The sequence below is a fragment of the Streptomyces sp. NRRL S-455 genome, from assembly GCF_000717875.1.
GTDB lineage: Bacteria > Actinomycetota > Actinomycetes > Streptomycetales > Streptomycetaceae > Streptomyces.
This window is the reverse complement of sequence record NZ_JOCT01000025.1, coordinates 1-25,707: the sequence shown is the minus strand read 5'-3', so window position 1 is coordinate 25,707 and position 25,707 is coordinate 1. Positions and strand designations below refer to the sequence as shown.

22 protein-coding genes are annotated in these 25,707 nt (G+C 71.4%); 3 read left to right on the top strand and 19 right to left on the bottom strand.

Annotation, left to right across the window (positions count from 1 at the left end; all coding sequences use genetic code 11):
• Positions 1-139 precede the first annotated feature (139 nt).
• A complete protein-coding gene (locus IE97_RS0129360; RefSeq protein WP_030247021.1) occupies positions 140-2,281 on the top strand; it encodes an MMPL family transporter in 2,142 nt (713 codons plus the stop codon).
• Here IE97_RS0129360 and IE97_RS0129355 read toward each other — a convergent pair.
• Positions 2,262-3,689 (bottom strand): RsmB/NOP family class I SAM-dependent RNA methyltransferase, encoded by a 1,428-nt coding sequence (locus tag IE97_RS0129355; RefSeq protein WP_030247016.1) that lies wholly within the window; start codon positions 3,687-3,689, stop codon positions 2,262-2,264. The genes IE97_RS0129360 and IE97_RS0129355 overlap by 20 nt on opposite strands.
• Before the next feature lie 114 nt (positions 3,690-3,803).
• The gene (gene fmt / locus IE97_RS0129350; RefSeq protein WP_030247015.1) at positions 3,804-4,736 is read right to left on the bottom strand and encodes a methionyl-tRNA formyltransferase; all 933 of its coding nucleotides are present in this window, start codon (positions 4,734-4,736) and stop codon (positions 3,804-3,806) included.
• 326 nt (positions 4,737-5,062) lie between these two features.
• Here fmt and IE97_RS0129345 point away from each other — a divergent pair, with 326 nt between their 5' ends.
• Positions 5,063-5,611, top strand: a complete 549-nt coding sequence (locus tag IE97_RS0129345) for a hypothetical protein (RefSeq protein ID WP_030247014.1) — start codon at positions 5,063-5,065, stop codon at positions 5,609-5,611.
• Between the two features lie 90 nt (positions 5,612-5,701).
• Here the strand turns inward: IE97_RS0129345 and IE97_RS0129340 are convergent, their stop codons facing one another.
• From IE97_RS0129340 to pyrR, 14 genes are all read right to left on the bottom strand, one after another.
• Positions 5,702-7,867 carry a primosomal protein N' gene (locus tag IE97_RS0129340; RefSeq protein WP_030247013.1) on the bottom strand — a complete coding sequence of 722 codons (2,166 nt, stop codon included), beginning with the start codon at positions 7,865-7,867 and terminating at the stop codon, positions 5,702-5,704.
• Between the two features lie 112 nt (positions 7,868-7,979).
• On the bottom strand, positions 7,980-9,188 hold the full coding sequence (metK, locus tag IE97_RS0129335; RefSeq protein ID WP_030247012.1) for a methionine adenosyltransferase: 1,209 nt from the start codon (positions 9,186-9,188) through the stop codon (positions 7,980-7,982).
• Between the two features lie 237 nt (positions 9,189-9,425).
• Complete coding sequence (coaBC, locus tag IE97_RS0129330; protein ID WP_030247011.1) at positions 9,426-10,628, bottom strand: bifunctional phosphopantothenoylcysteine decarboxylase/phosphopantothenate--cysteine ligase CoaBC; 1,203 nt, start codon at positions 10,626-10,628, stop codon at positions 9,426-9,428.
• Positions 10,629-10,734: 106 nt separating this feature from the next.
• Positions 10,735-11,007, bottom strand: coding sequence for a DNA-directed RNA polymerase subunit omega (gene rpoZ, locus IE97_RS0129325; protein ID WP_030247008.1), 273 nt, complete (start codon positions 11,005-11,007; stop codon positions 10,735-10,737).
• A gap of 70 nt (positions 11,008-11,077) precedes the next feature.
• On the bottom strand, positions 11,078-11,671 hold the full coding sequence (gene gmk, locus IE97_RS0129320; protein WP_030247006.1) for a guanylate kinase: 594 nt from the start codon (positions 11,669-11,671) through the stop codon (positions 11,078-11,080).
• Between the two features lie 59 nt (positions 11,672-11,730).
• A complete protein-coding gene (locus tag IE97_RS0129315; protein WP_003977346.1) occupies positions 11,731-12,054 on the bottom strand; it encodes an integration host factor in 324 nt (107 codons plus the stop codon).
• Positions 12,055-12,342: 288 nt separating this feature from the next.
• Entirely contained in the window at positions 12,343-13,188 is an 846-nt protein-coding gene (pyrF, locus tag IE97_RS0129310) for an orotidine-5'-phosphate decarboxylase (RefSeq protein ID WP_030247003.1), read from the bottom strand.
• Positions 13,185-14,291: a quinone-dependent dihydroorotate dehydrogenase gene (locus tag IE97_RS0129305; RefSeq protein WP_030247001.1), complete on the bottom strand. Its 1,107-nt coding sequence runs from the start codon at positions 14,289-14,291 to the stop codon at positions 13,185-13,187. The genes pyrF and IE97_RS0129305 overlap by 4 nt, the downstream gene beginning before the upstream one ends.
• Positions 14,292-14,364: 73 nt before the next feature.
• Positions 14,365-17,673, bottom strand: coding sequence for a carbamoyl-phosphate synthase large subunit (carB, locus tag IE97_RS0129300; protein WP_030246999.1), 3,309 nt, complete (start codon positions 17,671-17,673; stop codon positions 14,365-14,367).
• The gene (gene carA, locus IE97_RS0129295; RefSeq protein WP_030246996.1) at positions 17,666-18,808 is read right to left on the bottom strand and encodes a glutamine-hydrolyzing carbamoyl-phosphate synthase small subunit; all 1,143 of its coding nucleotides are present in this window, start codon (positions 18,806-18,808) and stop codon (positions 17,666-17,668) included. The genes carB and carA overlap by 8 nt, the downstream gene beginning before the upstream one ends.
• Positions 18,805-19,374: a hypothetical protein gene (locus IE97_RS0129290; RefSeq protein ID WP_030246995.1), complete on the bottom strand. Its 570-nt coding sequence runs from the start codon at positions 19,372-19,374 to the stop codon at positions 18,805-18,807. Before IE97_RS0129290 ends, carA begins: the two co-directional genes overlap by 4 nt.
• On the bottom strand, positions 19,371-20,657 hold the full coding sequence (locus IE97_RS0129285) for a dihydroorotase (RefSeq protein WP_030246994.1): 1,287 nt from the start codon (positions 20,655-20,657) through the stop codon (positions 19,371-19,373). The genes IE97_RS0129290 and IE97_RS0129285 overlap by 4 nt, the downstream gene beginning before the upstream one ends.
• 5 nt (positions 20,658-20,662) lie before the next feature.
• Positions 20,663-21,640, bottom strand: coding sequence for an aspartate carbamoyltransferase catalytic subunit (locus IE97_RS0129280; protein WP_030246990.1), 978 nt, complete (start codon positions 21,638-21,640; stop codon positions 20,663-20,665).
• 98 nt (positions 21,641-21,738) lie between these two features.
• Entirely contained in the window at positions 21,739-22,305 is a 567-nt protein-coding gene (gene pyrR / locus IE97_RS0129275; RefSeq protein WP_030246980.1) for a bifunctional pyr operon transcriptional regulator/uracil phosphoribosyltransferase PyrR, read from the bottom strand.
• 266 nt (positions 22,306-22,571) lie between these two features.
• Between pyrR and bldD the strand changes: the two genes are divergently transcribed.
• Entirely contained in the window at positions 22,572-23,075 is a 504-nt protein-coding gene (bldD, locus tag IE97_RS0129270) for a transcriptional regulator BldD (RefSeq protein WP_030166512.1), read from the top strand.
• 165 nt (positions 23,076-23,240) lie between these two features.
• Here the strand turns inward: bldD and nusB are convergent, their stop codons facing one another.
• Genes nusB through IE97_RS0129255 form a run of 3 tightly spaced genes read right to left on the bottom strand, consistent with a single transcriptional unit; the run spans position 23,241 to position 25,403 of the window.
• Entirely contained in the window at positions 23,241-23,675 is a 435-nt protein-coding gene (gene nusB / locus IE97_RS0129265; RefSeq protein WP_030246977.1) for a transcription antitermination factor NusB, read from the bottom strand.
• A 2-nt stretch (positions 23,676-23,677) separates the two neighbouring features.
• Complete coding sequence (efp, locus tag IE97_RS0129260; RefSeq protein ID WP_030246976.1) at positions 23,678-24,244, bottom strand: elongation factor P; 567 nt, start codon at positions 24,242-24,244, stop codon at positions 23,678-23,680.
• 49 nt (positions 24,245-24,293) lie between these two features.
• Positions 24,294-25,403 carry an aminopeptidase P family protein gene (locus IE97_RS0129255; protein WP_030246974.1) on the bottom strand — a complete coding sequence of 370 codons (1,110 nt, stop codon included), beginning with the start codon at positions 25,401-25,403 and terminating at the stop codon, positions 24,294-24,296.
• Between the last annotated feature and the right edge of the window lie 304 nt (positions 25,404-25,707).

Genomic DNA, 25,707 nt, shown 5'->3' with positions numbered 1-25,707 from the left:
TCCTAAGACTGCCATGCCCTGCGGGGGTTGTGGACAGCGGTCCCGGGTGGCCTTGGTCGTCCGCTGGCTGCGGGCCGCCTGTGGCTGGTCGCGCAGTTCCCCGCGCCCCTTATGGGTCGGCTCCGCTGAGGGGGGTGCCATGAAACAGGGCGTCGCGCACCTCGTCTGCGGGCGGCGGTCCAAGTGGCTGGTGCTGGTGTTGTGGCTGGTGGTGCTGTTCGTCGCCACGCCGTTCGCCATGAAGCTCACCGACGCGCAGGACAACGACGCCGCGTCCTGGCTTCCGGGGTCCGCGGAGTCCACACAGGTGCTGGAGATCTCGCAGGACTTCCGGCCGGAGCAGATCCCGGCGGTGGTGATCTACGCCCGGGACAGCGGGCTGACGGCCCAGGACCGGGCCCGGATCGCCGAGGACGTGCGGCAGCTCAAGGAGCTGCGTGACCACGGCATCATCGGGGCGCAGACCCGGGGGCCCGTCTTCGACCGGCAGGTCGAACCGCGGGCGGCGCAGGTGTGGGTGCCGATCAAGATGGACGAGAAGGGCTGGGAGCGGCTCTCGCCCGCCGTCGATTCCATCCGGGACGACGTCGGCGAGAGCGGTGGCGGGCTGGCTGTCCACGTCACCGGCCCGGGCGGCACCTCCGCGGACTTCGCGGAGGCCTTCGAGGGCATCGACTCGACGCTGCTGTTCGCGGCGATGGCCGTCGTCATCGTCATGCTGCTCATCACGTACCGCAGCCCGACCCTGCTGCTGGTCCCGCTGGTCGCGGTGGTGTGCGCGCTGTTCACCGCGCAGGCGCTGATCTACCTGCTGGCGGAGCACGCGGGCCTGACCGTCAACGGGCAGAGCGCCGGCATCCTCACGGTGCTCGTCTTCGGCGCCGGGACGGACTATGCCTTGTTGCTGGTCGCCCGCTACCGGGAAGAACTGCGCCGGCACGAGGACCGGCACGAGGCGATGGCCCTGGCGCTGCACCGCGCGGGCCCGGCGGTGCTCGCCTCCGGCGCGACGGTCGTGCTGAGCATGCTGGTGCTGCTGGTCGCCGAGATGAACTCGACGAGCAGCCTGGGACCCGTCGCCGCGATCGGCGTCGCGGTGGCCGTGCTGGCGATGATGAGTCTGTTCCCCGCCCTGCTGGTGATCTTCGGCCGGTGGATCTTCTGGCCGGTGATCCCGCACCTCGGCACCCCCGATCCGACCGAGCGCGGTGTCTGGGCGCGCATGGGCCGCCGTATCGCCCGCAGGCCCCGGGTGACGTGGGGTGTGACGGCGGTGGTACTTGCGGTCTGCTCGCTGGGCCTGATCCAGCTGCGCGCGGAGGGCATCGGCAACGCGGACGCGTTCACCGGGAAACCGGACTCGATCACCGGTCAGGAGGTGTCGGCGCGCTACTTCCCGGCGGGCAGCGGAGATCCCCTGGTCATCGTGAGCAACCGGGCGCAGGCCGAGCAGGTGGGCCGCACGGTCGCCGGTACGCAGGGCGTGGTTCCGACCTCCCTGGGCCTGCCGCCCGGCACGAAACCGATCCACGAGGGCATGGTCCTCTTCGAGGCCACCATGACCGCCCCCGCGGACAGCGAGGCCGCCAAGCAGACGGTGGAGCGCGTCCGGGACGCCGTGCGCGCGGTTCCGGACGCCGACGCCCAGGTGGGCGGCGGTACGGCCGCTCTGCTGGACATGGACGAGGCGACCACGCACGACAACGTGCTGATCATCCCGCTGGTGCTGGTCGTCGTCCTGCTGATCCTGTGTGTCCTGCTGCGCGCCCTGATCGCCCCGCTGTTGCTGGTCGGCACGGTGATCCTGTCGTTCACGGCGGCGCTGGGCATCAGCGCCCTGGCCTTCCGGTACGTGTTCGACTACGCGGGGGAGGCGACCGACTTCCCGCTGTTCGTCTTCGTCTTCCTGGTCGCCCTGGGCATCGACTACAACATCTTCCTGACCACCCGCATCCGTGAGGAGGCGGCCCGCCAGGGCACCAGACCGGGCGTGGTCACCGGGCTCGCCACCACCGGCGCGGTCATCACCTCCGCCGGCCTGGTCCTGGCCGGCACCTTCGCCGCCCTCGGCACCCTCCCGCTGGTGGGCTTCGCCGAGATCGGCTTCGCGGTCGCGCTGGGCGTCCTCATCGACACGTTCATCGTGCGCTCGGTCCTGGTGACGTCCCTGTTCCTGGACGTCGGCCCGAAGGTGTGGTGGCCGCACCGGCTGGCCCGGGAGGACGGCGGCGCGGCGGCCCGCCAGGGCGTGGCGACGGGGGTCAGCCGGTCCGACGGATGAGCGCCAGGTACATGGCGTCGGTCCCGTGCAGATGCGGCCACAGCTGGATGTCGGGCCCCTCGCCCAGGTCCGGTACGCCGGGCAGCAGCGGCCGGGCGTCGACGAGGTCGGTGTCCGGGTACTGCTTGAGCACGTCGGCCACCACGGCCCTGGTCTCGGCGAGGTGCGGCGAGCAGGTCGCGTAGCCGACGACACCACCGACCCGCACCGACTCCAGGGCGGTGCGCAGCAGCCCCCGCTGCAACGGCGCGAACCCCTCCAGGTCGTCCGGCCGGCGCCGCCAGCGTGCCTCGGGGCGCCGCCGCAGGGCGCCCAGGCCGGTGCAGGGCACGTCGACCAGCACCCGGTCGAAGCTGCCGGGCCGCCACGCCGGGCGGGTCCCGTCGGCGGCGATCACCTGATACGGCCCGGGATTCCCGTCCAGCGCCCTGGCCACCAGCCCGGCACGGTGGGTCTGCTTCTCGGAGGCCACCAGCAGGGCCCCTCGCTCGGCGGCCAGGGCCCCGAGCAGCGCGGCCTTGCCACCGGGCCCCGCGCACCCGTCCAGCCACCGGCGGTCGGGCCCGTCCAGGGGGGCGTTCGCGAGGGCGATCGCCACGAGCTGGCTGCCCTCGTCCTGCACGCCCGCGCGCCCGTCCCGTACGGCGGCGACAGCACCCGGCTCGCCGCCCTCGGTCAGCCGCACGGCATACGGAGACCAGCGCCCGGGCACGGCGGCGTCCTCGTCGAGCAGTTCCTCGGAGGTGGCCCGCCCGGGCCGCGCCACCAGCGTCACCTCGGGGCGCTCGTTGTCGGCGCTCAGCAGTTCCTCGATGCCGGCGCGCCCGCCGCCGAGAGAGTCCCACAGCGCGGACACGACCCACCTCGGATGCGAGTGGACGACGGCGAGGTGATCCTCGGGATCGTCGTCGTAGGGCGGCGCGACCCGCTCCAGCCAGCCGTCCAGATCGTGCTGCGCGACCTTCCGCAGCACGGCGTTGACGAACTTGGCCCGCCCGTCGCCGAGCACGACCCGGGCGAGCTCGACGGTGGCGGACACGGCCGCGTGGGTCGGGATCCGAGTCCCGAGCAACTGGTGCGCGCCGAGGCTCAGCACGTCCAGCACCGGCGGGTCGACCTCCCCGAGCGGCCGGTCCACGCAGCTCGCCAGGACCGCGTCGTACGTCCCCTGCCGCCGCAGCGTCCCGTACACCAGCTCGGTGGCGAGCGCCGCGTCCCGGGCGTCGAACTTCTCGGGTCCCTCCTTCTCCCGCGCCTTGCGCAACAGGGGCGGCAGAACGAGGTTGGCGTAGGCGTCCCGCTCGTCCACGGCCCTCAGCGCCTCGAACGCGAGGATGCGGACGGGGTCCTTCTTGGGCCGACGGTAGGGCTTGCCGGACGAACGGGGCCGACGGGGCTGGTCGCTCACGAAAAAGGTGCTCCGGGTGTGAGAAGAAGTGCGCCCTCCAGCCTACGCCGCGCCGGGCGAGAACAGGTCGCGGGTGGGTGAGCCGCCGAACCGGTGGCTCACGGTATCCGTGGATCAGCCCCCGAGCCGCTCTCCTTCGGCGATCCTCACCCCTCGTGCCCAGTCCGCCGCCCGCATCGGCTTCTTGCCCTGGGCCTGCACCCACAGCAGTTCGACGCCGTAGGAGCCGGTGCCGACGTACACGTTGTTCTTCTGGGCGGCGATCTGTCCCGGGGCGAGATCCGTCCGGTCCGGCACCGCGGCGACCTGGACGAGCTTGAGCCGCTCGCCCCGGAACGTGGTCCAGGCGCCCGGTGCCGGAGTGCAGCCCCGCACCAGCCGGTCGACGCGCAGCGCGGGGGCGTTCCAGTCCACGTGTGCGTCCTCGACGTTGACCTTCGGGGCCAGACTGACCCCCTCGGCCGGCTGCGGCACGGCCTTCAGCGTGCCGTCCTCGATCCCGTCCATGGTCGCCGCGAGCAGGCCGGCACCGGCGAACGCGAGCCGCGTCAGCAGGTCCCCGCTGGTGTCGGTGGCCCGGATCTCCTCGGTCACCGTCCCGTACACCGGCCCCGAGTCGAGCCCCTCCTCGATCAGGAAGGTCGACGCCCCGGTGATCTCGTCGCCGGCCATGATGGCGTGCTGTACGGGCGCGGCACCCCGCCAGGCCGGCAGCAGGGAGAAGTGCAGATTGACCCAGCCGTGCGCGGGGACGTCGAGAGCGACACGGGGCAGCAGCGCGCCGTAGGCGACGACGGGGCAGCAGTCGGGCCCGATCTCCCGCAGCCGCTCCAGGAACTCGGGGTCTTTCGGCTTCGCCGGCTTCAGCACCTCGATCCCGGCCTCCTCCGCCCGCTCGGCGACGGGCGACGCGACAAGCCTGCGCCCCCGCCCGGCCGGGGCGTCGGGCCGCGTGACGACAGCGGCCACCTCGTGCCGCCCGGAGGCGAGAAGAGCGTCCAGGGCGGGAACGGCGACCTCGGGTGTACCGGCGAAGACGAGCTTCATGGGGTGGTGGGGGCCTCTCGGGCAGGGGTCGATGACGGGCGACTCCCCAGTCTATGAGCCGCGAACCGCAAAGCCGCCGACGGTGCTCGGCCCCCACGGGAGAGCCGGGCCGCTCGGCCAGGAGTTACGGGCGGTGCGCGGGTGGGAGACCAAGACCGAAGGCCGAAGGCCGAGGCGCACACCCGGCGCAAACAGGCGCACGCATATGCCCCTACGCCCCCACACCGTGACCCGCGGCGCGAATCCGCGTTGGTCAAGACAGAGTTGACCACACCGGGCCGCCATCTCGGCCCATTCCTTTCATCGCCGGTTCGAGAGGCTTGTTCATGGCCGACCACGCAACCCACGACGCCCAGGCTCGGGCCAGCCTGCACTTGCTGGTGCGGGACATCGAGCGGGTCCGCCGGCAGGTGGACGCGCTGCGCACGCTCACCGCCCAGCTGGGCAACGTCTACCGCCCGCGCCGCTCCGGCCCCTCCACGGGCTTCGTCGTCTACGGACGCGCCCCCGCCCCGACGGTACGTCTCGCCCAGGAGCTGCGGGACAGCGTCGAGACCCTGGTCACGGCGGCCGTGGACTTCGACCGCTCACTCGGCTTCTCGTGGGACGCCGTGGGGTCCGCGCTGGGAGTCACCAAGCAGGCCGTCCACCGCCGTTACGGCGCACGCCGTGCCACGGCCCAGCCGGCCGCGGCGGCCGAGGCGGAGCGCACCACGGAACCGTCGGGCAACCGGACGGTCCATGTGAACACGGGTCTCCCCACGGTTCCGACGGTCCCCGCGGCCCGCTCCATGCCCACCCAGCCGACGGCAGGCAGCACAGCCCTCCGCGACGAGGCGAGGCCGACGGCCTTCCCCGGCCCACGCAACGGCTGACCGCGGCAGGCAGTTCCCTATGCCCTCCCGGAATCCTCCGGGAGGGCAGCCGCGTATCCGGGCGATGCCCACCGGGCCGGCCCCCTCGGGTCACCCGATATCAGCCGGGTCGATCCGCACCCACACCCCGGCACCACTGCCACCGCCGTTCCCGCTCCCCCGAGCCATCCGAGCGGCCTGAGCGGCCTTCAGAGAGGCAGCCAACGCCGCCCCCTTCCCGGGCGGCACCCTCAGCAGCGCCCGCTCCCACTGCTCCCCCGGCGGCGGCGCCCCCGGCCGCCGAGGTCGCCCCGCGGCGGGGACGGGCAACGGCACCGGTCCCAGGACCTCGGCCTCCGGCGGCAGTTGGACCGCACGGAGGAAGTCGGCCACCGCTTCCGCCGGCCCCGACACCGCCGCCATCCGCGACACCGGCGGAAATCCCAGCTCGGCCCGCTCGGCCAGTTCGCGCACCGCGTGCCCCACGGGATCCCACCGCACCAGCGCCTGCACGGGCCGTAGCGTCGGCTCGGCCACGACCACCACCGTTCCCCCGTCCGACTGTGGCCGGACGAGAGCCCCGGCCGCGATCCACCGCCGCAACGCGTCCTCACCGGCCCGCAGATCCGGCCGCCCGAGCATGGCCCACCCGTCCAGCAGCAGCGCCGCCGCGTACCCGCCCTCGGCGACGGGCTCGGCCCCCGGCGTACTGACCACCAGCGCGGGCGCCCCCGGCACCGTGTCGAGCACGTGTTCACGACCGGACGTCCGCACCGGAACGGTGGGGAAGGCCCGTCCGAGTTCCTCGGCGGTACGCCGCGCTCCCACCACCGAGGCACGAAGGCGGAAGGAACCGCACTCCGGGCAGTGCCAGCCGCCCTCCTCGCGGCCGCACCACCCGCAGCTCAAGGCACCGCCGTCCCGCGCCTCCAACGGTCCGGAACAGTGCCGGCACCGCGCGGGCGCCCGGCAGTCGGCACACGCCATGCGCGGCACGTACCCCCGCCGCGGCACCTGCACCAGCACCGGCCCCTGCCGCAGGCCGTCCCTGACGGCCTGCCAGGCGAGCGTCGGCAGCCGGGCGGCCCGGGCGGCCTCGTCCCGCGCGAGGTCCCCGTCCCCGACGGTTCGTACAAGCGGTGCGGCGGCGCGTACCTGCTCCCGCGTGGCGACGAGCGGCCGCGCCCACCCGGTCTCGACGAGCTGTGCGGCCTCCACCGTGCAGCCCCAGCTGCCCAGCAGGAAGCCGCACTTGTCCTGGGCAGCCCGCAGCAGCAGCACCTCCCGGGCGTGCGGCTGCGGTGCGTGCTGCTCGCTGTGGCTGTCGTCCCCGTCGTCCCAGAGGGCGACCAGTCCCAGGTCCTGGACCGGCGCGAACATCGCCGCCCGGGTGCCGATCACGGCCCGGACCGAGCCACGCCGCACCGCGAGCCACTGCGCGTACCGCCTCTCGGGCCCGGCGTCGGCCGTGAGGACCGCGTGCCGCCCCTCCCCCAGCAGGGCGGTCAGGGCCGCGTCCACCCGGGCGACCGCCCGTCCGTCCGGCAGGACGACGAGCGCCCCGCGCCCGGAGGCCAGGGTCGCCACCACGGACCGTGCCAGCTCCTCGCTCCACTGCGGTCCGGGCAGCGCGTTCCACACGGCACGGGGCGCACCGCCGGAGGCCAGCGACTCCACGAAGGCCGCTCCCCGCTCGTACCGCTGCCAGGAGCCGGTCCCGGGAGCCGGGGGCGGCGGCAGCGGTGCGGGGGACGGGCGTTGCTCGGCCCGTGCGTTGCGCGGCGGCACGGCGAGTTGCAGGACGTCGGCGAGGCTGCCCGCGTACCGGTCGGCGACGGCCCGGGCCAGTCCCAGCAGTTCCTCGCTCAGCACCGGCTCGGGCGACACGACCTGGGCGAGGGCGGCCAGCGGCCCGGAGTAGTCGGACTCGGGCAGCCGCTCGACGAGGAACCCGTCGATCAGCCCGCCGCCCTCACGCCTCCCCTCCCGCACCCGGTGCCGCCCGGCTCCGAACCGCACCCGTACGCGCACACCCGGCTGGGCCTCGGCGTCCAGCTCCTCGGGCACCGCGTAGTCGAAGTACCGGTCGAGGTGGAGCACGCCCTTGTCGACGAGCACCCGCGCGACGGGCAGCTCCTTGGCCAGCGCGGCCCCGCGCCACGTCCGCGGTTTGGCCCGGGGTGCCTTGGCCTTCCGCACGCTCTCCCGGATGAGCGCGAGCTGCTCGGGCGGCGCACCCTCCGCACCGCCGTCCGGCCGTTCGTTCTCGCTGCTCACGCTTGCATTCTTCCAAAGACCACTGACAACCGGCGGTGCCCCGAAGGCGCGCCCGGGGCACGACGAGGCCCGGCCCCCGAAGGGTGCCGGGCCTCGTGCGCTGTCCGGGGACTTACAGTCCCGCCGCCTCGCGCAGCGCGTCCACGCGGTCCGTGCGCTCCCAGGTGAACTCGGGAAGCTCACGGCCGAAGTGGCCGTACGCCGCGGTCTGGGAGTAGATCGGGCGGAGCAGGTCGAGGTCGCGGATGATCGCCGCCGGGCGGAGGTCGAAGACCTCGTCGATCGCCTTCTCGATCTTCTCCGTGTCGATCTTGGCGGTGCCGAAGGTCTCGACGAACAGGCCGACCGGCTCGGCCTTGCCGATCGCGTACGCCACCTGGACCTCGCAGCGGGTGGCGAGACCAGCGGCGACCACGTTCTTGGCGACCCAGCGCATCGCGTACGCGGCGGAGCGGTCGACCTTGGACGGGTCCTTGCCGGAGAAGGCGCCGCCACCGTGGCGGGCCATACCGCCGTAGGTGTCGATGATGATCTTGCGCCCGGTGAGGCCGGCGTCACCCATCGGGCCGCCGATCTCGAAGCGGCCGGTGGGGTTGACCAGGAGGCGGTAGTTCTCCGTGTCGAGCTTGATGCCCTCGTCCAGGAGCGCCTTCAGCTCCGGCTCGACGACGAACTCCTTGATGTCCGGGGCCAGGAGCGAGTCCAGGTCGATGTCGGACGCGTGCTGGGAGGAGACGACGACGGTGTCGAGGCGGACGGCCTTGTCGCCGTCGTACTCGATGGTGACCTGGGTCTTGCCGTCCGGGCGCAGGTAGGGGATCGTGCCGTTCTTGCGCACGTCGGACAGACGCTTCGACAGGCGGTGCGCCAGGAAGATCGGCAGCGGCATCAGCGTCGGCGTCTCGTCCGTCGCGTAGCCGAACATCAGGCCCTGGTCGCCCGCGCCCTGCTTGTCGAGTTCGTCCTCGTCACCCTCGACACGAGACTCGTACGCCGTGTCGACGCCCTGGGCGATGTCCGGGGACTGCGCGCCGATCGAGACCGACACGCCGCAGGAGGCTCCGTCGAAGCCCTTCTTCGAGGAGTCGTAGCCGATTTCGAGGATCTTGTTCCGGACCAGCGTCGCGATGTCCGCGTACGTCTTGGTCGTGACCTCACCGGCCACGTGCACCAGGCCGGTCGTGATCAGCGTCTCGACGGCGACCCGGGAGGTCGGGTCCTCGCGGAGCAACGCGTCGAGAATGGTGTCGCTGATCTGGTCAGCGATCTTGTCGGGGTGACCTTCGGTCACGGACTCCGAGGTGAACAGGCGACGGGACACAACGCTCCCTGTGGTTGCAGCGGCTGCTGGCTGATCATTGGCGGACGGCGGGGGCTGCACCCGGCGCCGTCCGTGGAACAGCTTATCGGTCACGCTTCGGCCACGGTCCCCCTGTCTCGCCACTCGGGAGCGCTGTGACCTGCGGCACAGGCATTCTGCCCAATGCCGAGCTGCGTTGGCCAGAGGCGCCACGCCACGATCGGCCGGGTTTCACGGAAGCGCAGGGCGACTGAAACATCAGCGCAGGCGCTCGGCCACCAGGTCCCACACGGTTTCGGCCAGGGCTTCCTTGGGTCCGTACGGCACGGCGGTCTCTTGGCCGTCGGCGCCGAGCACGACGGCCTCGTTCTCCTCGGATCCGAAGGTCCTGCGCTCGCCCACCTCGTTCACGACCAGCAGATCGCAGCCCTTGCGCTTCAGCTTCGCGCGGCCGTTGGCGAGCACGTCGTCGGTCTCCGCGGCGAAGCCGACGATCACCTGTCCGGGGCGGGCACGGCCGGCGGAGATCTCCGCGAGGATGTCCGGATTCCGCACCAGAGTGATCGGCTCCGGTTCCTGGTCGTCCTTCTTCTTGATCTTGCCGGTCGCGTACGCCGCCGGGCGGAAGTCCGCCACCGCCGCCGCCATCACCACCGCGTCGGCGTCGGCGGAGGCCCGCAGCACCGCCTCACGCAGCTGCACCGCGGTGCCGACGGAGACGACGTCCACACCGGCGGGGTCCGGCAGGGCGCTGTTGGCGGCGATCAGGGTGACACGGGCGCCGCGGGCGGCGGCGGTGCGGGCGAGGGCGTAGCCCTGCTTGCCGGAGGAGCGGTTGCCGAGGAACCGCACGGGGTCCAGAGGCTCACGGGTGCCGCCGGCGCTGACCACGACATGGCGGCCCGCGAGATCGGGCTCGGCCACGCCCCGGGCGAGCACCCGGCGGCAGACCTCGAAGATCTCGCCCGGGTCGGGCAGCCGGCCCTTGCCGGTGTCGACGCCGGTGAGGCGGCCCACCGCGGGCTCGATGACGAGGGCACCGCGGCGGCGCAGTGTCGCCACGTTCTCCTGGGTGGCCGGGTGCTCCCACATCTCCGTGTGCATGGCGGGGGCGAAGACGACCGGGCAGCGGGCCGTGAGCAGGGTGTTGGTGAGGAGGTCGTCGGCGAGGCCGTGGGCCGCCTTGGCGAGCATGTCGGCGGTGGCCGGGGCGACGACGACCAGGTCGGCGTGCTGCCCGATGCGGACGTGCGGGACCTCGTGCACGTCGTCCCACACCTCGGTGGAGACGGGGTTGCCGGAGAGCGCGGACCAGGTGGCGGCGCCGACGAAGTGCAGCGCGGACGCCGTGGGCACCACCCGCACGTCGTGGCCCGACTCGGTCAGCCGCCGTAGCAGCTCACAGGCCTTGTACGCGGCGATGCCGCCACTGACCCCCAGAACGACCTTCGGCTTGTCCACCGTCTCTCCCCGGATCTCGGCGACCTACATGTCCCATCACACACCACAGGCCCGGCAGTAGGCCTGCCGGGCCTGTGGTCACGTCAGCGTCAAGCTGGACTGCTGCTTACTGCGCCGGGCCCTCGACGGCCTCGGACGTCAGCAGTCCCGCGTTGATCTCGCGGAGGGAGATCGAGAGCGGCTTCTCGTGGACGTGGGTGTCGACGAGAGGACCGACGTACTCGAGGAGACCCTCACCGAGCTGCGAGTAGTACGCGTTGATCTGGCGAGCCCGCTTGGCCGCGTAGATCACGAGGCTGTACTTCGAGTCGGTGGCCTCGAGGAGCTCGTCGATCGGCGGGTTGATGATGCCCTCGGGCGCGGAGATGGAAGAGGACACGCTCTACCTTCCGATGGATGGGAAAGATTCTGTCGGGGTGATCAGCGAGGACAGGAACGACCAGCGGTGGTCACACGACGTTCATCAAGGCTAGCAGCTCGCGCGCCACGTCCTCGACGGAGGTGTTGACCAGGGTTGTGTCGAACTCCGGTTCGGCGGCCAGTTCGATCTTCGCCGCCTCGAGCCTGCGCTCGATCACCTCGGGCGGTTCGGTACCCCGCCCGGTGAGTCTGCGCACCAGCTCCTCCCAGGAGGGCGGAGCCAGGAACACCAGCTGGGCCTCGGGCATTGACTCCCGGACCAGCCGGGCACCCTGCAGGTCGATCTCGAGGAGGACGGGCTCGCCCTTCTCCAGACGCTCCTGTACGGCCGCACGCGGCGTGCCGTAGCGGTTGCCGGCGAACTCGGCCCACTCCAGCAGCTCGCCGTTGGCGATCAGCTTGTCCATCTCGTCGTCGGTGACGAAGAAGTAGTGGACTCCGTGCTGCTCGCCGGGGCGGGGCTTGCGGGTCGTCGCCGACACCGAGAGCCAGACCTCGGGGTGTTCCTTGCGCATATGGGCGACGACCGTGCTCTTGCCGACCCCGGAGGGGCCGGAGAGCACGGTCAGCCGCGGACGTACGTCCGGGGGTACGGGGGTCGTCCCCCGGGGTGTTGCAGCCATGCAGCGATTATCCAGCAATCCCGGAGTGCCCGGGGATCGCTTCCCCGGGACTGCCCGGATCAGGAGCCGGTGCTGCCGAACTCGCGCTCCAGGGAGGCGATCTGGTTGGAACCGAGGCCACGCACACGGCGGCTCTCGGAGATACCGAGTCGCTCCATGATCTGCTTGGCGCGGACCTTGCCCACGCCCGGCAGGGACTCAAGAAGGGCGGAGACCTTCATCTTGCCGATGACGTCGTTCTCCTGGCCCTGCTTGATGACCTCGTGGAGGGAGGCGCCGGAGTGCTTGAGTCGATTCTTGACCTCGGCCCGCTCCCGGCGAGCCGCGGCGGCCTTTTCGAGCGCGGCTGCGCGCTGTTCAGGGGTAAGGGGCGGAAGAGCCACGCCTACGTCACCTCGGATGTCGAACTGTCGGATACGGACCGGTGAGGAACCTAGTCGCCCCACACCTGGGGAGCTACGAGCAACACGCTTGCCCGTTCACTCTCGTCGGAGACTAGCGGGCAAGTCCGCCAGAGTCAGCGAGAACAGCGGAAAAGTCCTGGTCAGCCTTCATCTGAACGGACATTTAGGACATACTGCCCCGGATTTGAGGATGTATTCAGATTCAAGCAGGCCCCGGACCACTCATCGGACGTCTCGGGAAGAGGTCACGACAGGGTCGGGGGGAGGTCAGCGCGAGGTCACGACGTGACGAATCTCCTCCGCGACGCGCTCCGCCGCGTCACGGAGCGTGTCCACCTGGGGACCGTGGCGTAGCACTCCCCGGCTGACGTTCGGCACGACGTTGCGCACCGCCGCGCCGAAGACCCGGGGGAGGTCGGCCGGCGTGGCCCCCTGCGCGCCGATGCCGGGTGCCAGGAGCGGGCCGTTGATGTCCAGGTCGTACGTCGACAGATCACCGAGGGTGGCGCCGACAACGGCGCCGAAGGACCCCAGGGGCTCCTCCCCCGCGTTCTCGGCGGACAGGTGCGCCAGCATCGTCGCTCCGACGTTCCGGCCGTCGGACCGCACGGCGTGCTGGACCTCGCCGCCCTCCGGGTTGGAGGTCAGCGCCAGCACGAACAACCCCGTGCCGCTCTCCCGCGCCAGGGCGACGGCCGGGCTGAGCGAGCCGTAACCGAGGTAGGGCGAGACCGTCAGCGCGTCGGAGAACAGCGGCGCGTCCTTGTGCAGGAAGGACTCGGCGTACGCGGCCATGGTCGAGCCGATGTCGCCGCGCTTGGCGTCCATCACGACCAGGGCCCCCGCCGCCCGCGCCTCGGCCACGGCCGTCTCCAGGACGGCGAGCCCGCGCGAGCCGAACCGCTCGAAGAACGCGCTCTGCGGCTTGAGCACGGCGACCCGGTCGGCGAGCGCCTCGACGACCGTGCGGCTGAACCGCTCCAGGCCGGCCACGTCGTCGTTCAGGCCCCACTCGGCGAGCAGGGAGGCGTGCGGGTCGATGCCGACGCACAGCGGGCCGCGCTCGTCCATGGCACGGCGCAGGCGGGCGCCGAAGGGTTCGAGACCACTCATGCCGTCTTCCTCACGTCGGCGCCCACCGCGTCGGCGAGCGTGGCGTACGGGCTGGTGCGCAGGCGTGCCGCGAGCCCCTTGTGGATCGCGCGGGCGTAGAAGGGCCCCTCGTAGATGAAGGCGCTGTAGCCCTGCACCAGCGTGGCACCGGCGAGGATGCGCTGCCAGGCGTCCTCGGCGTTCTCCACGCCGCCGACGCCCACCAGGGTGATCCGGTCGCCCACACGCGCGTACAGGCGGCGCAGGACCTCCAGGGAGCGTTCCTTCAGGGGTGCCCCGGACAGGCCACCGGTCTCCTTGACCAGGGCGGGGCCGGACCTCAGGCCGAGTCCCTCGCGCGCGATGGTGGTGTTCGTGGCGATGATTCCGTCGAGGCCGAGTTCCACGGCGAGGTCGGCGACGGCGTCGACGTCCTCGTCGGCGAGGTCCGGCGCGATCTTCACCAGGAGCGGGACACGCCGCGCGGACACCGTGCGGTCCGCGGCCTCCCGGACGGCGCTCAGCAGGGGGCGCAGCGCCTGAGTGGCCTGGAGGTTCCGCAGCCCGGGCGTGTTCGGCGAGGAGACGTTGACTACGAGGTAGTCGGCGTACGGCGCGAGCCGCTCGGCGGACTTCACGTAGTCCGCGACGGCCTCCTCCTCGGGTACGACCTTGGTCTTGCCGATGTTGACACCCACGACGGTCCTGAAGACGGGCGTGCGGGAGGCCAGGCGGGCGGCGACCCGGAGCGAACCGTCGTTGTTGAAGCCCATGCGGTTGATCAGCGCGCGGTCCTTGACCAGCCGGAACAGCCGCTGCTTTGGGTTGCCGGACTGCGGCTCGCCGGTCACCGTGCCGATCTCGACGTGGTCGAAGCCGAGCATCGCCATGCCGTCGATGCCGACGGCGTTCTTGTCGAAGCCCGCTGCGAGCCCGAAGGGGCCGTGCATGCGCAGGCCGAGGGCCTCGGTGCGCAGCTCCTCGTAGCGGGGCGCGAGAGCCGCCGCGAGGAAGGTGCGCAGCACCGGGACGCGGGCGGCCAGGCGGATCCAGCGGAAGGCGAGGTGGTGGGCCTGCTCCGGGTCCAGCCGCTTGAAGAACAGGCTGAAGAAGATCTTGTACATGGTGTCCTCACGAAGACGTGGCGTCCTCACGAAGAGGGGGACACCGTTTCCGGTGTCCCCCTCGGGGCTGCTGCTAGTCGCGGGCCGCGGTCAGGTGTTCCGCGTGTTCCTGGAGCGATCGGACGCTCACGTCACCGCGGTTGAGGGCGTCGATGCCCTGGACCGCCGCCGCGAGCGCCTGGACCGTCGTCAGGCAGGGCACTGAGCGTGCCACGGCCGCCGTACGGATGTCGTAGCCGTCGAGGCGGCCGCCGGTGCCGTACGGGGTGTTGACGATGAGGTCGACCTCGCCGTCGTGGATGAGCTGGACGATGGTCTTCTCGCCGTTCGGGCCGGTGCCCTCGGACTGCTTGCGCACGACCGTGGCGTTGATGCCGTTGCGCTTGAGGACCTCGGCCGTGCCGGACGTGGCCATCAGCTCGAAGCCGTGCGCGACCAGCTCGCGGGCCGGGAAGATCATCGAGCGCTTGTCACGGTTGGCGACCGAGATGAACGCCCGGCCCTTGGTGGGCAGCGGGCCGTAGGCGCCCGCCTGCGACTTGGCGTACGCCGTGCCGAAGACGGAGTCGATGCCCATGACCTCGCCCGTGGAGCGCATCTCCGGGCCGAGGACCGTGTCGACGCCGCGGCCGTGGATGTCGCGGAAGCGCGACCACGGCATGACGGCTTCCTTGACCGAGATCGGCGCGTCCAGCGGCAGCTCGCCGCCGTCGCCGTTCGCCGGGAGCAGGCCCTCGGCGCGCAGCTCGGCGATGGTGGCGCCCAGCGAGATCCGGGCGGCGGCCTTGGCCAGCGGCACCGCGGTCGCCTTCGAGGTGAAGGGGACGGTGCGGGAGGCGCGCGGGTTGGCCTCCAGGACGTACAGGATGTCGCCCGCGAGCGCGAACTGGATGTTGATCAGGCCGCGGACCCCGACGCCCTTCGCGATGCCCTCGGTGGAGGCCCGCAGGCGCTTGATGTCGAAGCCGCCGAGGGTGATCGGGGGCAGGGCACAGGCCGAGTCGCCGGAGTGGATGCCGGCCTCCTCGATGTGCTCCATGACGCCGCCGAGGTAGAGCTCCTCGCCGTCGTAGAGGGCGTCGACGTCGATCTCGATCGCGTCGTCGAGGAACCGGTCGACCAGGACCGGCCGGGAGGGGCTGATCTCGGTCGACTCGGCGATGTACGCCTCCAGGCGGGTCTCGTCGTAGACGATCTCCATGCCGCGCCCGCCGAGGACGTAGGAGGGGCGCACCAGGACCGGGTAGCCGATCTCGTCGGCGATGGCCTTGGCCTCGGCGAAGGTGGTGGCGGTGCCGTGCTTCGGGGCGGGGAGGCCGGCCTCCTTCAGGACCCGGCCGAAGGCACCCCGGTCCTCGGCGGCGTGGATGGCCTCGGGGGAGGTGCCGACGATCGGCACGCCGTTGTCCTTCAGCGCCTGCGACAGACCCAGCGGGGTCTGGCCGCCGAGCTGGACGACGACGCCCGCGACGGGTCCGGCCTGCTGCTCGGCGTGGACGATCTCCAGCACGTCTTCCAGCGTCAGCGGCTCGAAGTACAGGCGGTCGGAGGTGTCGTAGTCCGTGGAGACGGTCTCCGGGTTGCAGTTGACCATCACGGTCTCGTAGCCCGCGTCGCTCAGGGCGAAGGAGGCGTGGACGCAGGAGTAGTCGAACTCGATGCCCTGGCCGATGCGGTTCGGGCCGGAGCCCAGGATGATGACGGCCGCCTTCTCCCGCGGCGCGACCTCGGTCTCCTCGTCGTAGGAGGAGTAGAAGTACGGCGTCTTCGCGGCGAACTCGGCGGCGCAGGTGTCGACCGTCTTGTAGACCGGGCGGATGCCCAGCGCGTGCCGGACCTCGCGGACGACGTCCTCGCGCAGGCCGCGGATCTCACCGATCTGCGAGTCGGAGAAGCCGTGCCGCTTGGCCTCGGCGAGCAGGTCGGCGGTCAGCTCGGGCGCCTCGGCCAGCTCGTCGGCGATCTCCTTGATCAGGAAGAGCTGGTCGACGAACCAGGGGTCGATCTTCGTGTACTCGAAGACCTCCTCGGGCGTGGCGCCCGCGCGGATGGCCTGCATGACGGTGTTGATCCGGCCGTCGGTGGGGCGGACCGCCTCACGCAGCAGCTCGTCCTTGTCGCCGGGCTCGCCGACGAACGTGAACTGGCTGCCCTTCTTCTCCAGCGAGCGCAGGGCCTTCTGGAAGGCCTCGGTGAAGTTGCGGCCGATGGCCATGGCCTCGCCGACCGACTTCATGGTGGTGGTGAGGGTGGAGTCCGCGCTCGGGAACTTCTCGAAGGCGAAGCGCGGGGCCTTCACGACCACGTAGTCGAGCGTCGGCTCGAAGGAGGCGGGGGTCTCCTGCGTGATGTCGTTCGGGATCTCGTCCAGCGTGTAGCCGACGGCGAGCTTGGCGGCGATCTTGGCGATCGGGAAGCCGGTCGCCTTGGAGGCCAGCGCCGAGGACCGGGAGACGCGCGGGTTCATCTCGATGACGATGACGCGGCCGTCGACCGGGTTCACGGCGAACTGGATGTTGCAGCCGCCGGTGTCGACGCCGACCTCGCGGATCACGGCGATGCCGATGTCCCGCAGGATCTGGTACTCGCGGTCGGTGAGCGTCATGGCCGGGGCGACCGTGATCGAGTCGCCGGTGTGCACGCCCATCGGGTCGAAGTTCTCGATGGAGCAGACGACCACGACGTTGTCGTGCTTGTCGCGCATCAGCTCCAGCTCGTACTCCTTCCAGCCGAGGATGGACTCCTCCAGGAGCACCTCGGTGGTCGGCGAGAGCGTGAGGCCGGTGCCCGCGATGCGGCGCAGCTCCTCCTCGTCGTGGGCGAAGCCGGAGCCGGCGCCGCCCATGGTGAAGGACGGGCGGACGACGACCGGGTAGCCGCCGAGCTCCTCGACGCCCTTGAGGACGTCGTCCATGGAGTGGCAGATGTAGGACCGGGCGGACTCGCCGTGGCCGATCTTCTTGCGGACCTCCTCCACGACCTCCTTGAACTGGTCGCGGTCCTCGCCCTTGTGGATCGCCTCGACGTTGGCGCCGATCAGCTCGACGCCGTGCTTGTCGAGGACGCCGTTCTCGTGCAGTGAGATGGCGGTGTTGAGGGCCGTCTGGCCGCCCAGGGTGGGCAGCAGCGCGTCGGGCCGCTCCTTGGCGATGATCTTCTCGACGAACTCGGGGGTGATCGGCTCGACGTAGGTGGCGTCGGCGATCTCCGGGTCGGTCATGATCGTCGCCGGGTTGGAGTTCACGAGGATGACCCTGAGGCCCTCGGCCTTGAGGACGCGGCACGCCTGGGTGCCGGAGTAGTCGAACTCGGCGGCCTGGCCGATGACGATCGGGCCGGAGCCGATGACCAGGACGGACTGGATATCGGTGCGCTTAGGCACGCTGGCCCTCCATGAGCTTCACGAAGCGGTCGAACAGGTAGGCGGCGTCGTGCGGGCCGGCTGCCGCTTCGGGGTGGTACTGGACGCTGAAGGCGGGGCGGTCGAGGAGCTGCAGCCCCTCCACCACGTTGTCGTTCAGGCACACGTGGGACACCTCGGCGCGGCCGAACGGGGTCTCGGAGACCTGGTCGAGCGGGGCGTCGACGGCGAAGCCGTGGTTGTGCGCGGTGACCTCGACCTTGCCGGTCGTACGGTCCTGCACCGGCTGGTTGATGCCGCGGTGGCCGTACTTCAGCTTGTAGGTGCCGAAGCCGAGGGCGCGGCCGAGGATCTGGTTGCCGAAGCAGATGCCGAAGAGCGGGGTGCCGCGCTCCAGGACGCCCTGCATCACGGAGACCGGGTGGTCGGCGGTGGCCGGGTCGCCCGGGCCGTTGGAGAAGAACACGCCGTCCGGGTTCACCGCGTAGACGTCCTCGACGGTGGCGGTGGCGGGGAGGACGTGCACCTCGATGCCGCGCTCGGCCATGCGGTGCGGGGTCATGCCCTTGATGCCGAGGTCGACGGCGGCGACGGTGAACTGCTTCTCGCCGATCGCCGGGACGACGTACGGCTCGGTGGTGGCGACCTCGGCGGAGAGGTTCGCGCCCTTCATCTGCGGGGCTTCCTGCACGCGCGCGAGGAGGGCGCTGTCGTCCTTGACGGCGTCGCCGCTGAAGATGCCGACGCGCATGGCGCCGCGCTCGCGCAGGTGGCGGGTGAGGGCGCGAGTGTCGATGCCGGAGATGCCGACGACGCCCTGGGCGGCCAGCTCCTCGTCCAGCGACCGGCGGGAGCGCCAGTTGGACGGCACCCGCGCGGGGTCGCGCACGACGTAGCCGGAGACCCAGATGCGCTTGGACTCCATGTCCTCGTCGTTGACGCCGGTGTTGCCGACGTGCGGGGCGGTCATCACCACGACCTGGCGGTGGTAGGAGGGGTCGGTGAGGGTCTCCTGGTAGCCGGTCATGCCGGTGGAGAACACCGCTTCGCCGAAGGTCTCCCCCACGGCCCCGTAGGCACGGCCGCGGAAGACCCGGCCGTCCTCCAGGACGAGTACGGCGGGAGTCCTGGCAGCTCCCCTGGTGGAGGTGGTCATCGTTCGGCGCCTTCCCTGGTGTTCGTTTCGATCATGGAGTTGAGGGCTTCGACCCACTCGTTGTGCTCGGCGGCGTGGTCGGAGCGGAACCCGGAGTCGATCAGCCGGTCGCCGTGCGCCCACGTGACGACGAGCAGGCCGCCCTCGGTGAGCACCTTGCCGGCGATGCCCTTGTCGAGCCGGGCCTCGCGCAGGGCCGCGGCCGGGACGAAGAAGTCGTCCGCCCCGGGGCGTACGACGTCCAGGCCGGCGTCCGTGAGGGTGAGCTCGGCGCGGCTGCGGGTGCCCAGGCCGTGCGCGACGATCCGGTCGAGCCACTGCCCGGCGGTGGTGGAGCCGTGGTAGCGGCCGCTCAGGGTCAGGCGGGCCGGGCCGGGTTCGTCGGGGCCGGTGGGCAGCTCGGGCAGGTCGCCCTGGAGGGTGCCGCGCCACTTCCAGCCCTCGCGCATCAGCCAGTAGACGAGCGCGACGAACAGGGCGAGGCCGACGACCCAGCCGATGCGGGCGGCCCAGTCGGTCACTTGCGCCGATTCCTTCTCGGCGGCCAGCAGGAGTACAGGTGTCACGTGAGCTTCCCGTCGACGAGCGTGGCCTTGCCCCGCAGCCACGTGTGCGTCACACGGCCCGGCAGCTCACGCCCCTCGTAGGGGGTGTTGCGGCTGCGCGAGGCGAAGCCCGCGGGTTCCACCGGCCCACGGTATGCCGTGTCGACCAGGGTGAGGTTGGCGGGCTCACCTGCCGAGACGGGACGGCCGTGGCCCGTGGCCTGTCCGATCTGCGCGGGCTTGACGGACATCCGGTCGGCGACGCCGGCCCAGTCCAGCAGGCCCGTGTCGACCATGGTCTCCTGCACCACTGACAGCGCGGTCTCCAGGCCCACCATGCCCATGGCGGCCGCGGCCCACTCGCAGTCCTTGTCCTCGTGGGGGTGCGGGGCGTGGTCGGTGGCGACGATGTCGATCGTGCCGTCGGCGAGCGCCTCGCGCAGGGCCATCACGTCCCGCTCGGTGCGCAGCGGCGGGTTGACCTTGTAGACCGGGTTGTACGTGCGGACCAGCTCGTCGGTGAGGAGCAGGTGGTGCGGGGTGACCTCGGCGGTGACGGCGATGCCGCGGGACTTGGCCCAGCGGACGATCTCGACGGAGCCGGCGGTCGACAGGTGGCAGATGTGGACGCGGGAGCCGACGTGGTCGGCGAGCAGGACATCCCGGGCGATGATCGATTCTTCGGCCACCGCGGGCCAGCCACCGAGACCCAGCTCGGCGGAGACGATCCCCTCGTTCATCTGGGCGCCCTCGGTGAGCCGCGGCTCCTGCGCGTGCTGCGCGATGACGCCGCCGAAGGCCTTCACGTACTCCAGGGCCCGGCGCATGATCACGGCGTCGTGGACGCACTTGCCGTCGTCGGAGAAGACGGTGACGCCGGCGGCCGACTCGTGCATGGCGCCGAGCTCGGCGAGCTTCTTGCCGTCGAGGCCGACGGTCACCGCGCCGATCGGCTGGACGTCGCAGTAGCCGTGTTCCTTGCCGAGCCGCCAGACCTGTTCGACGACACCGGCGGTGTCGGCGACGGGGAAGGTGTTGGCCATGGCGAAGACGGTGGTGTAGCCGCCGGAGGCCGCGGCCCGGGTGCCGGTGAGGACGGTCTCGGAGTCCTCACGGCCGGGCTCCCGCAGATGGGTGTGCAGGTCGACCAGGCCCGGCAGCAGGACCTTGCCGTCGGCCTCGACGACCTCGGCGCCCTCGGCGGACAGTCCTGTGCCCACCTCGGCGATCGTCCCGCCGTCGATCAGGACGTCCTGCGGCTCGCCGCCGAGCACCTTCGCACCACGGATCAGGATCTTGCTCATCTGTCTTACTTCTCCTCGGTACGGGGGTGGGTGACGGCGGGCTCGTTGCCCCCGAGCAGCAGGTACAGGACGGCCATCCGGATGGACACTCCGTTGGCGACCTGCTCCACGACGGTGCAGCGGTCGGAGTCGGCGACCTCGGCGGTGATCTCCATGCCGCGGACCATCGGGCCGGGGTGCATCACGACGGCGTGCTCGGGCATCCGCGCCATGCGGTCGCCGTCGAGGCCGTAGCGGCGTGAGTACTCGCGCTCGGTCGGGAAGAACGCGGCGTTCATGCGCTCGCGCTGGACGCGCAGCATCATCACCGCGTCGGACTTGGGCAGCGTGCTGTCGAGGTCGTAGGACACCTCGCAGGGCCAGGTCTCGATACCGACGGGCAGCAGGGTCGGCGGGGCGACGAGGGTGACCTCGGCGCCGAGGGTGTGCAGCAGGTCGACGTTGGATCGGGCGACGCGGCTGTGCAGGACGTCGCCGACGATGGTGATGCGCCGGCCCGCGAGGTCCTGGCCGAGACCGGCGTCCGGGCCGACCAGGCGGCGGCGCATGGTGAAGGCGTCCAGCAGCGCCTGGGTGGGGTGCTGGTGGGTGCCGTCGCCGGCGTTGACGACGACCGCGTCGATCCAGCCGGAGTTCGCCAGCCGGTACGGGGCACCGGACGCGCCGTGCCGGATGACCACGGCGTCGACGCCCATGGCCTCCAGCGTCTGGGCGGTGTCCTTGAGGGACTCGCCCTTGGAGACGCTCGACCCCTTGGCGGAGAAGTTGATCACATCCGCGGACAGCCGCTTCTCGGCGGCCTCGAAGGAGATCCGGGTCCGGGTGGAGTCCTCGAAGAAGAGATTGACGATCGTGCGGCCGCGCAGGGTCGGCAGCTTCTTGATCGGCCGGTCGGCGACCCGGGCCATCTCCTCGGCGGTGTCGAGGATCAGGACGGCGTCGTCGCGGGTGAGGTCGGCGGCCGAGATGAGATGACGCTGCATCTGTCAGGCTCCGTAAGGCAGTCGCTGGGAGGATGTGGGCAGACGGGTGCGTGAGGGCGCTCTGAGCCGACGCACGCCGACGACGTGCGCCCGAGGCGCTACTGTGCGGTCTGCTTGGCGCCGAGCAGCACGGTGTCGCGACCGTCCTCCTCGGCGAGCTGGACCTTGACCGTCTCCCGCAACGACGTGGGGAGGTTCTTGCCGACGTAGTCGGCGCGGATGGGCAGTTCCCGGTGACCGCGGTCGACGAGGACCGCGAGCTGCACCGCGCGCGGGCGCCCGATGTCGTTCAGGGCGTCCAGGGCGGCGCGGATGGTGCGGCCGGAGAAGAGCACGTCGTCGACGAGGACGACCAGCTTGCCGTCGATGCCGTCACCCGGGATCTCGGTGCGGGCCAGCGCACGCGGCGGGTGCATACGCAGGTCGTCGCGGTACATGGTGATGTCGAGCGAGCCGCACGGAACCTTGCGTTCGGTGATCTGCTCGAGCTTGTCGGCGATCCGCCGGGCGAGGAAGACGCCCCGGGTCGGGATGCCGAGGAGCACCACGTCGTCGGCGCCCTTCGCGCGTTCGACGATCTCGTGGGCGATGCGGGTGAGCACCCGCGCGATGTCGGGCCCTTCGAGAACGGGCCGGGCATCGGACTGCGTGCCGTGCGTGTCCATACGAAACGGACCTCCTTCTCCGCCTCACGGGACGGACGTTAAAGGACGTCGGGATTGCGCCATCCACCGTAGCAGGCCCTCACGGTCGCCCGGACAGCCCCCTGGGATCACCCGTTCGGCCTAACCGAGTGCCGATAGCACGGAAGAGTCGGTGCGGACCATTCGGCTTGACGCGGCAGAGTAACGCTGCGTAACCTCACAGTGAGTTACCAGCCGCGCGGCCTGGCACCCACGCCAGACGCGTCGACACAGTGCCGGGGAGCTATATGTCCAGCGAATACGCCAAACAGCTCGGGGCCAAGCTCCGGGCGATCCGCACCCAGCAGGGCCTTTCCCTCCACGGTGTCGAGGAGAAGTCCCAGGGACGCTGGAAGGCGGTCGTGGTCGGTTCGTACGAGCGCGGCGACCGCGCCGTGACCGTGCAGCGCCTCGCCGAACTGGCGGATTTCTACGGCGTTCCCGTGCAGGAGCTGCTCCCGGGCACCACCCCGGGAGGCGCCGCCGAGCCGCCCCCGAAGCTGGTCCTGGACCTGGAGCGGCTGGCCACGGTGCCGGCCGAGAAGGCGGGCCCGCTGCAGCGCTACGCGGCCACGATCCAGTCGCAGCGCGGTGACTACAACGGCAAGGTGCTCTCGATCCGCCAGGACGATCTGCGCACACTCGCCGTCATCTACGACCAGTCGCCGTCGGTCCTCACCGAGCAGCTGATCAGCTGGGGTGTGCTGGACGCCGACGCGCGTCGCGCGGTGGCGTCACACGAGGAGGGCTGAGCGCTCCGCAGGGGGGCGCAGAAACGTGCCGCCGGGGTGGCCGGAACCATGCGGTTCCGGCCACCCCGGCGGCGTTTCCAGGGCCTGACAGCGCCCGGACCGCACGGGAATGCCGGAGGGCCCGCAGCGGTGACGCTGCGGGCCCTCCGGCATTCCCTGTCTTTCTCAGACCTCGTCGCGGCGGAGCGAGGGCTTGAGGTCCTTCAGCCGGCCGAGCAGCCCGTTCACGAACGAGGGCGACTCGTCCGTGGAGAACTCCTTCGCCAGCTGCACCATCTCGTCCAGGACGACGGCGTCGGGCGTCTCGTCGACCCAGATCAGCTCGTAGGCGCCGAGCCGCAGGATGTTGCGGTCGACGACCGGCATCCGGTCGAGCGTCCAGCCGACCGAGTACTGGGCGATCAGCTCGTCGATGCGCTTCGCGTGCTTCGCGTAGCCCTCGACCAGCTCCATCGTGTACTCGCTCACCGGCGGCTGCCGGGTGTCCGCCCGGGAGAGCCGGACCCAGTCCGCGAGGACCGTCAGGGCCTCGGCGCCACGCTGGTCGCCCTCGAAGAGGATCTGGAAGGCGCGTTTGCGGGCCGTGTTGCGGGCAGCCACGGTTAGCTGTTCACCCGGCCGAGGTAGTCGCTGGTGCGGGTGTCGACCTTGATCTTCTCACCGGTGGTGATGAAGAGCGGGACCTGGATCTGGTGGCCGGTCTCGAGGGTGGCGGGCTTGGTGCCGCCGGTCGAGCGGTCGCCCTGGACGCCCGGCTCGGTCTCCTGGATGACGAGCTCGACGGCGGCCGGCAGCTCGACGAAGAGCACCTCGCCCTCGTGCTGGGCGACGGTGGCGGTGAAGCCCTCGATCAGGAAGTTGGCGGCGTCGCCGACGGCCTTCTTGTCGACGTGGAGCTGGTCGTAGGTCTCCATGTCCATGAAGACGAAGTAGTCGCCGTCCATGTAGGAGAACTGCATGTCGCGCTTGTCGACGGTGGCCGTTTCGACCTTGACGCCGGCGTTGAAGGTCTTGTCGACGACCTTGCCGGAGAGCACGTTCTTGAGCTTGGTGCGCACGAAGGCCGGGCCCTTGCCGGGCTTGACGTGCTGGAACTCGACGACGGACCAGAGCTGGCCGCCTTCGAGCTTGAGCACCATGCCGTTCTTGAGGTCGTTCGTGGAAGCCACGGTTGCGGAATCTCCTGGACTGACGTACGACCCCGGGGCACGCACCTGCCTACAGGGCGAGCAGCTCCTTGGTCGTGATGGTGAGTAGCTCGGGTCCGCCGTCCGCCTCGGGGCGGACGACGAGCGTGTCATCGATCCGGACGCCGCCCCGGCCCGGGAGGTGGACCCCCGGTTCGACGGTGACCGGCACGCAAGCGTCCAGTTTACCCATGGCCGCGGGACTCAACTGAGGGTCCTCGTCGATTTCGAGCCCGACCCCGTGTCCGGTCAGGGCCGTGAGGCCCTCGCTGTACCCCGCGGAGTCCAGGACGTGACGGGCGGCGCGGTCGACGTCCCGGCAGGCGGCGCCGGGTACCAGGCTCTCACGTCCGGCCCGCTGCGCCGCGAAGACCAGGTCGTACAGTTCGATCTGCCAGTCCGCGGGGGCGGTGCCGATGACGAACGTCCGGCCGATCTCACAGCGGTAGCCGCGGTAGGTGGCGCCGAGGCAGACGGAGAGGAAGTCTCCCTCCTCCACGCGACGGTCGGTGGGCCGGTGACCGGGCCGCCCGGCGTTCGGCCCCGTGGCGACGGAGGTCGGGAAGGCCGGTCCGTCGGCTCCGTGATCGACGAGTCGTCGTTCCAGTTCCAGGGCGAGGTGGCGCTCGGTGCGGCCGACGAGGATGGACTCCAGCAGTTCACCGAGGGCCTGGTCGGCGATCTCGGCGCCGATGCGGAGGCAGGAGATCTCCTCCTCGTCCTTGACGACCCGGAGCTGTTCGACGGCGCTGCCGAGGTTGGCCAGCCGCAGCCGCGGGGCGACCGAGCCGAGGGCGCGGTGCCGGGCCACGGTGAGGTGGTGCTCCTCCACGGCGAGGGAGTCGGCGCCCTGGCCCGCGGCGAGGTCGGCGGCCGCGACGGCCGGGTCGCCTCCGCCGACCGCGGGCAGGGTCTGTACGCGCAGCGCCTCGTCGGGGCGCTCCTGGCCGGGCCGGTCGGCCGTCGGACCGCCGCACAGCAGCAGATCCTCGGTCCTGCCCAGCAGCAGAACGGCGCCGCGCGGGGCGGCGCCCGCGAGATAGCGCACATTGGCGGGACGGGAGACCAGCGCCGCCGCGCTGCCGCCCGCGTTGCAGTATTCCCTCAAGCGCGTCCGGCGGGCCGCGTACACCTCTGACATGACCCGAGCCTACGAGCGGGGGCGGGATGTCGCCGGTCGAGAGGGCCGAGTGGGGGTGTCCGCGACGGCTGTGCGGGGTGCCTGCGGCGGCCTGTGCGGGTTCGGTGGGGGTGCGTGTGGCGCCAGCGGTTTCGTGGTGGGTCGGGGCCGCGCCGGGGGGTGTCCGTCCTCGGAACGGCGCGATGGGGTCGGATACCGACTGACGGTCCGTTGACGCGCCAACCAGCTGCGGGCGGACACCCCCCGACACGTCCCCTTCCGTGCGACGGCGGCTGCGGGTGCGCGGGGGCGGGCCGCCGATCCG

What these genes read in the sequence shown, in the direction of transcription:
- IE97_RS0129360 (WP_030247021.1), top strand. Translation starts at nt 140, where the DNA reads ATGAAACAGGGCGTCGCGCACCTCGTCTGCGGGCGGCGGTCCAAGTGG.
- fmt (WP_030247015.1), bottom strand. Translation starts at nt 4,736, where the DNA reads ATGAAGCTCGTCTTCGCCGGTACACCCGAGGTCGCCGTTCCCGCCCTG.
- IE97_RS0129345 (WP_030247014.1), top strand. Translation starts at nt 5,063, where the DNA reads ATGGCCGACCACGCAACCCACGACGCCCAGGCTCGGGCCAGCCTGCAC.
- gmk (WP_030247006.1), bottom strand. Translation starts at nt 11,671, where the DNA reads ATGGCTGCAACACCCCGGGGGACGACCCCCGTACCCCCGGACGTACGT.
- pyrF (WP_030247003.1), bottom strand. Translation starts at nt 13,188, where the DNA reads ATGAGTGGTCTCGAACCCTTCGGCGCCCGCCTGCGCCGTGCCATGGAC.
- IE97_RS0129305 (WP_030247001.1), bottom strand. Translation starts at nt 14,291, where the DNA reads ATGTACAAGATCTTCTTCAGCCTGTTCTTCAAGCGGCTGGACCCGGAG.
- carA (WP_030246996.1), bottom strand. Translation starts at nt 18,808, where the DNA reads ATGACCACCTCCACCAGGGGAGCTGCCAGGACTCCCGCCGTACTCGTC.
- IE97_RS0129285 (WP_030246994.1), bottom strand. Translation starts at nt 20,657, where the DNA reads ATGAGCAAGATCCTGATCCGTGGTGCGAAGGTGCTCGGCGGCGAGCCG.
- IE97_RS0129280 (WP_030246990.1), bottom strand. Translation starts at nt 21,640, where the DNA reads ATGCAGCGTCATCTCATCTCGGCCGCCGACCTCACCCGCGACGACGCC.
- pyrR (WP_030246980.1), bottom strand. Translation starts at nt 22,305, where the DNA reads ATGGACACGCACGGCACGCAGTCCGATGCCCGGCCCGTTCTCGAAGGG.
- bldD (WP_030166512.1), top strand. Translation starts at nt 22,572, where the DNA reads ATGTCCAGCGAATACGCCAAACAGCTCGGGGCCAAGCTCCGGGCGATC.
- IE97_RS0129255 (WP_030246974.1), bottom strand. Translation starts at nt 25,403, where the DNA reads ATGTCAGAGGTGTACGCGGCCCGCCGGACGCGCTTGAGGGAATACTGC.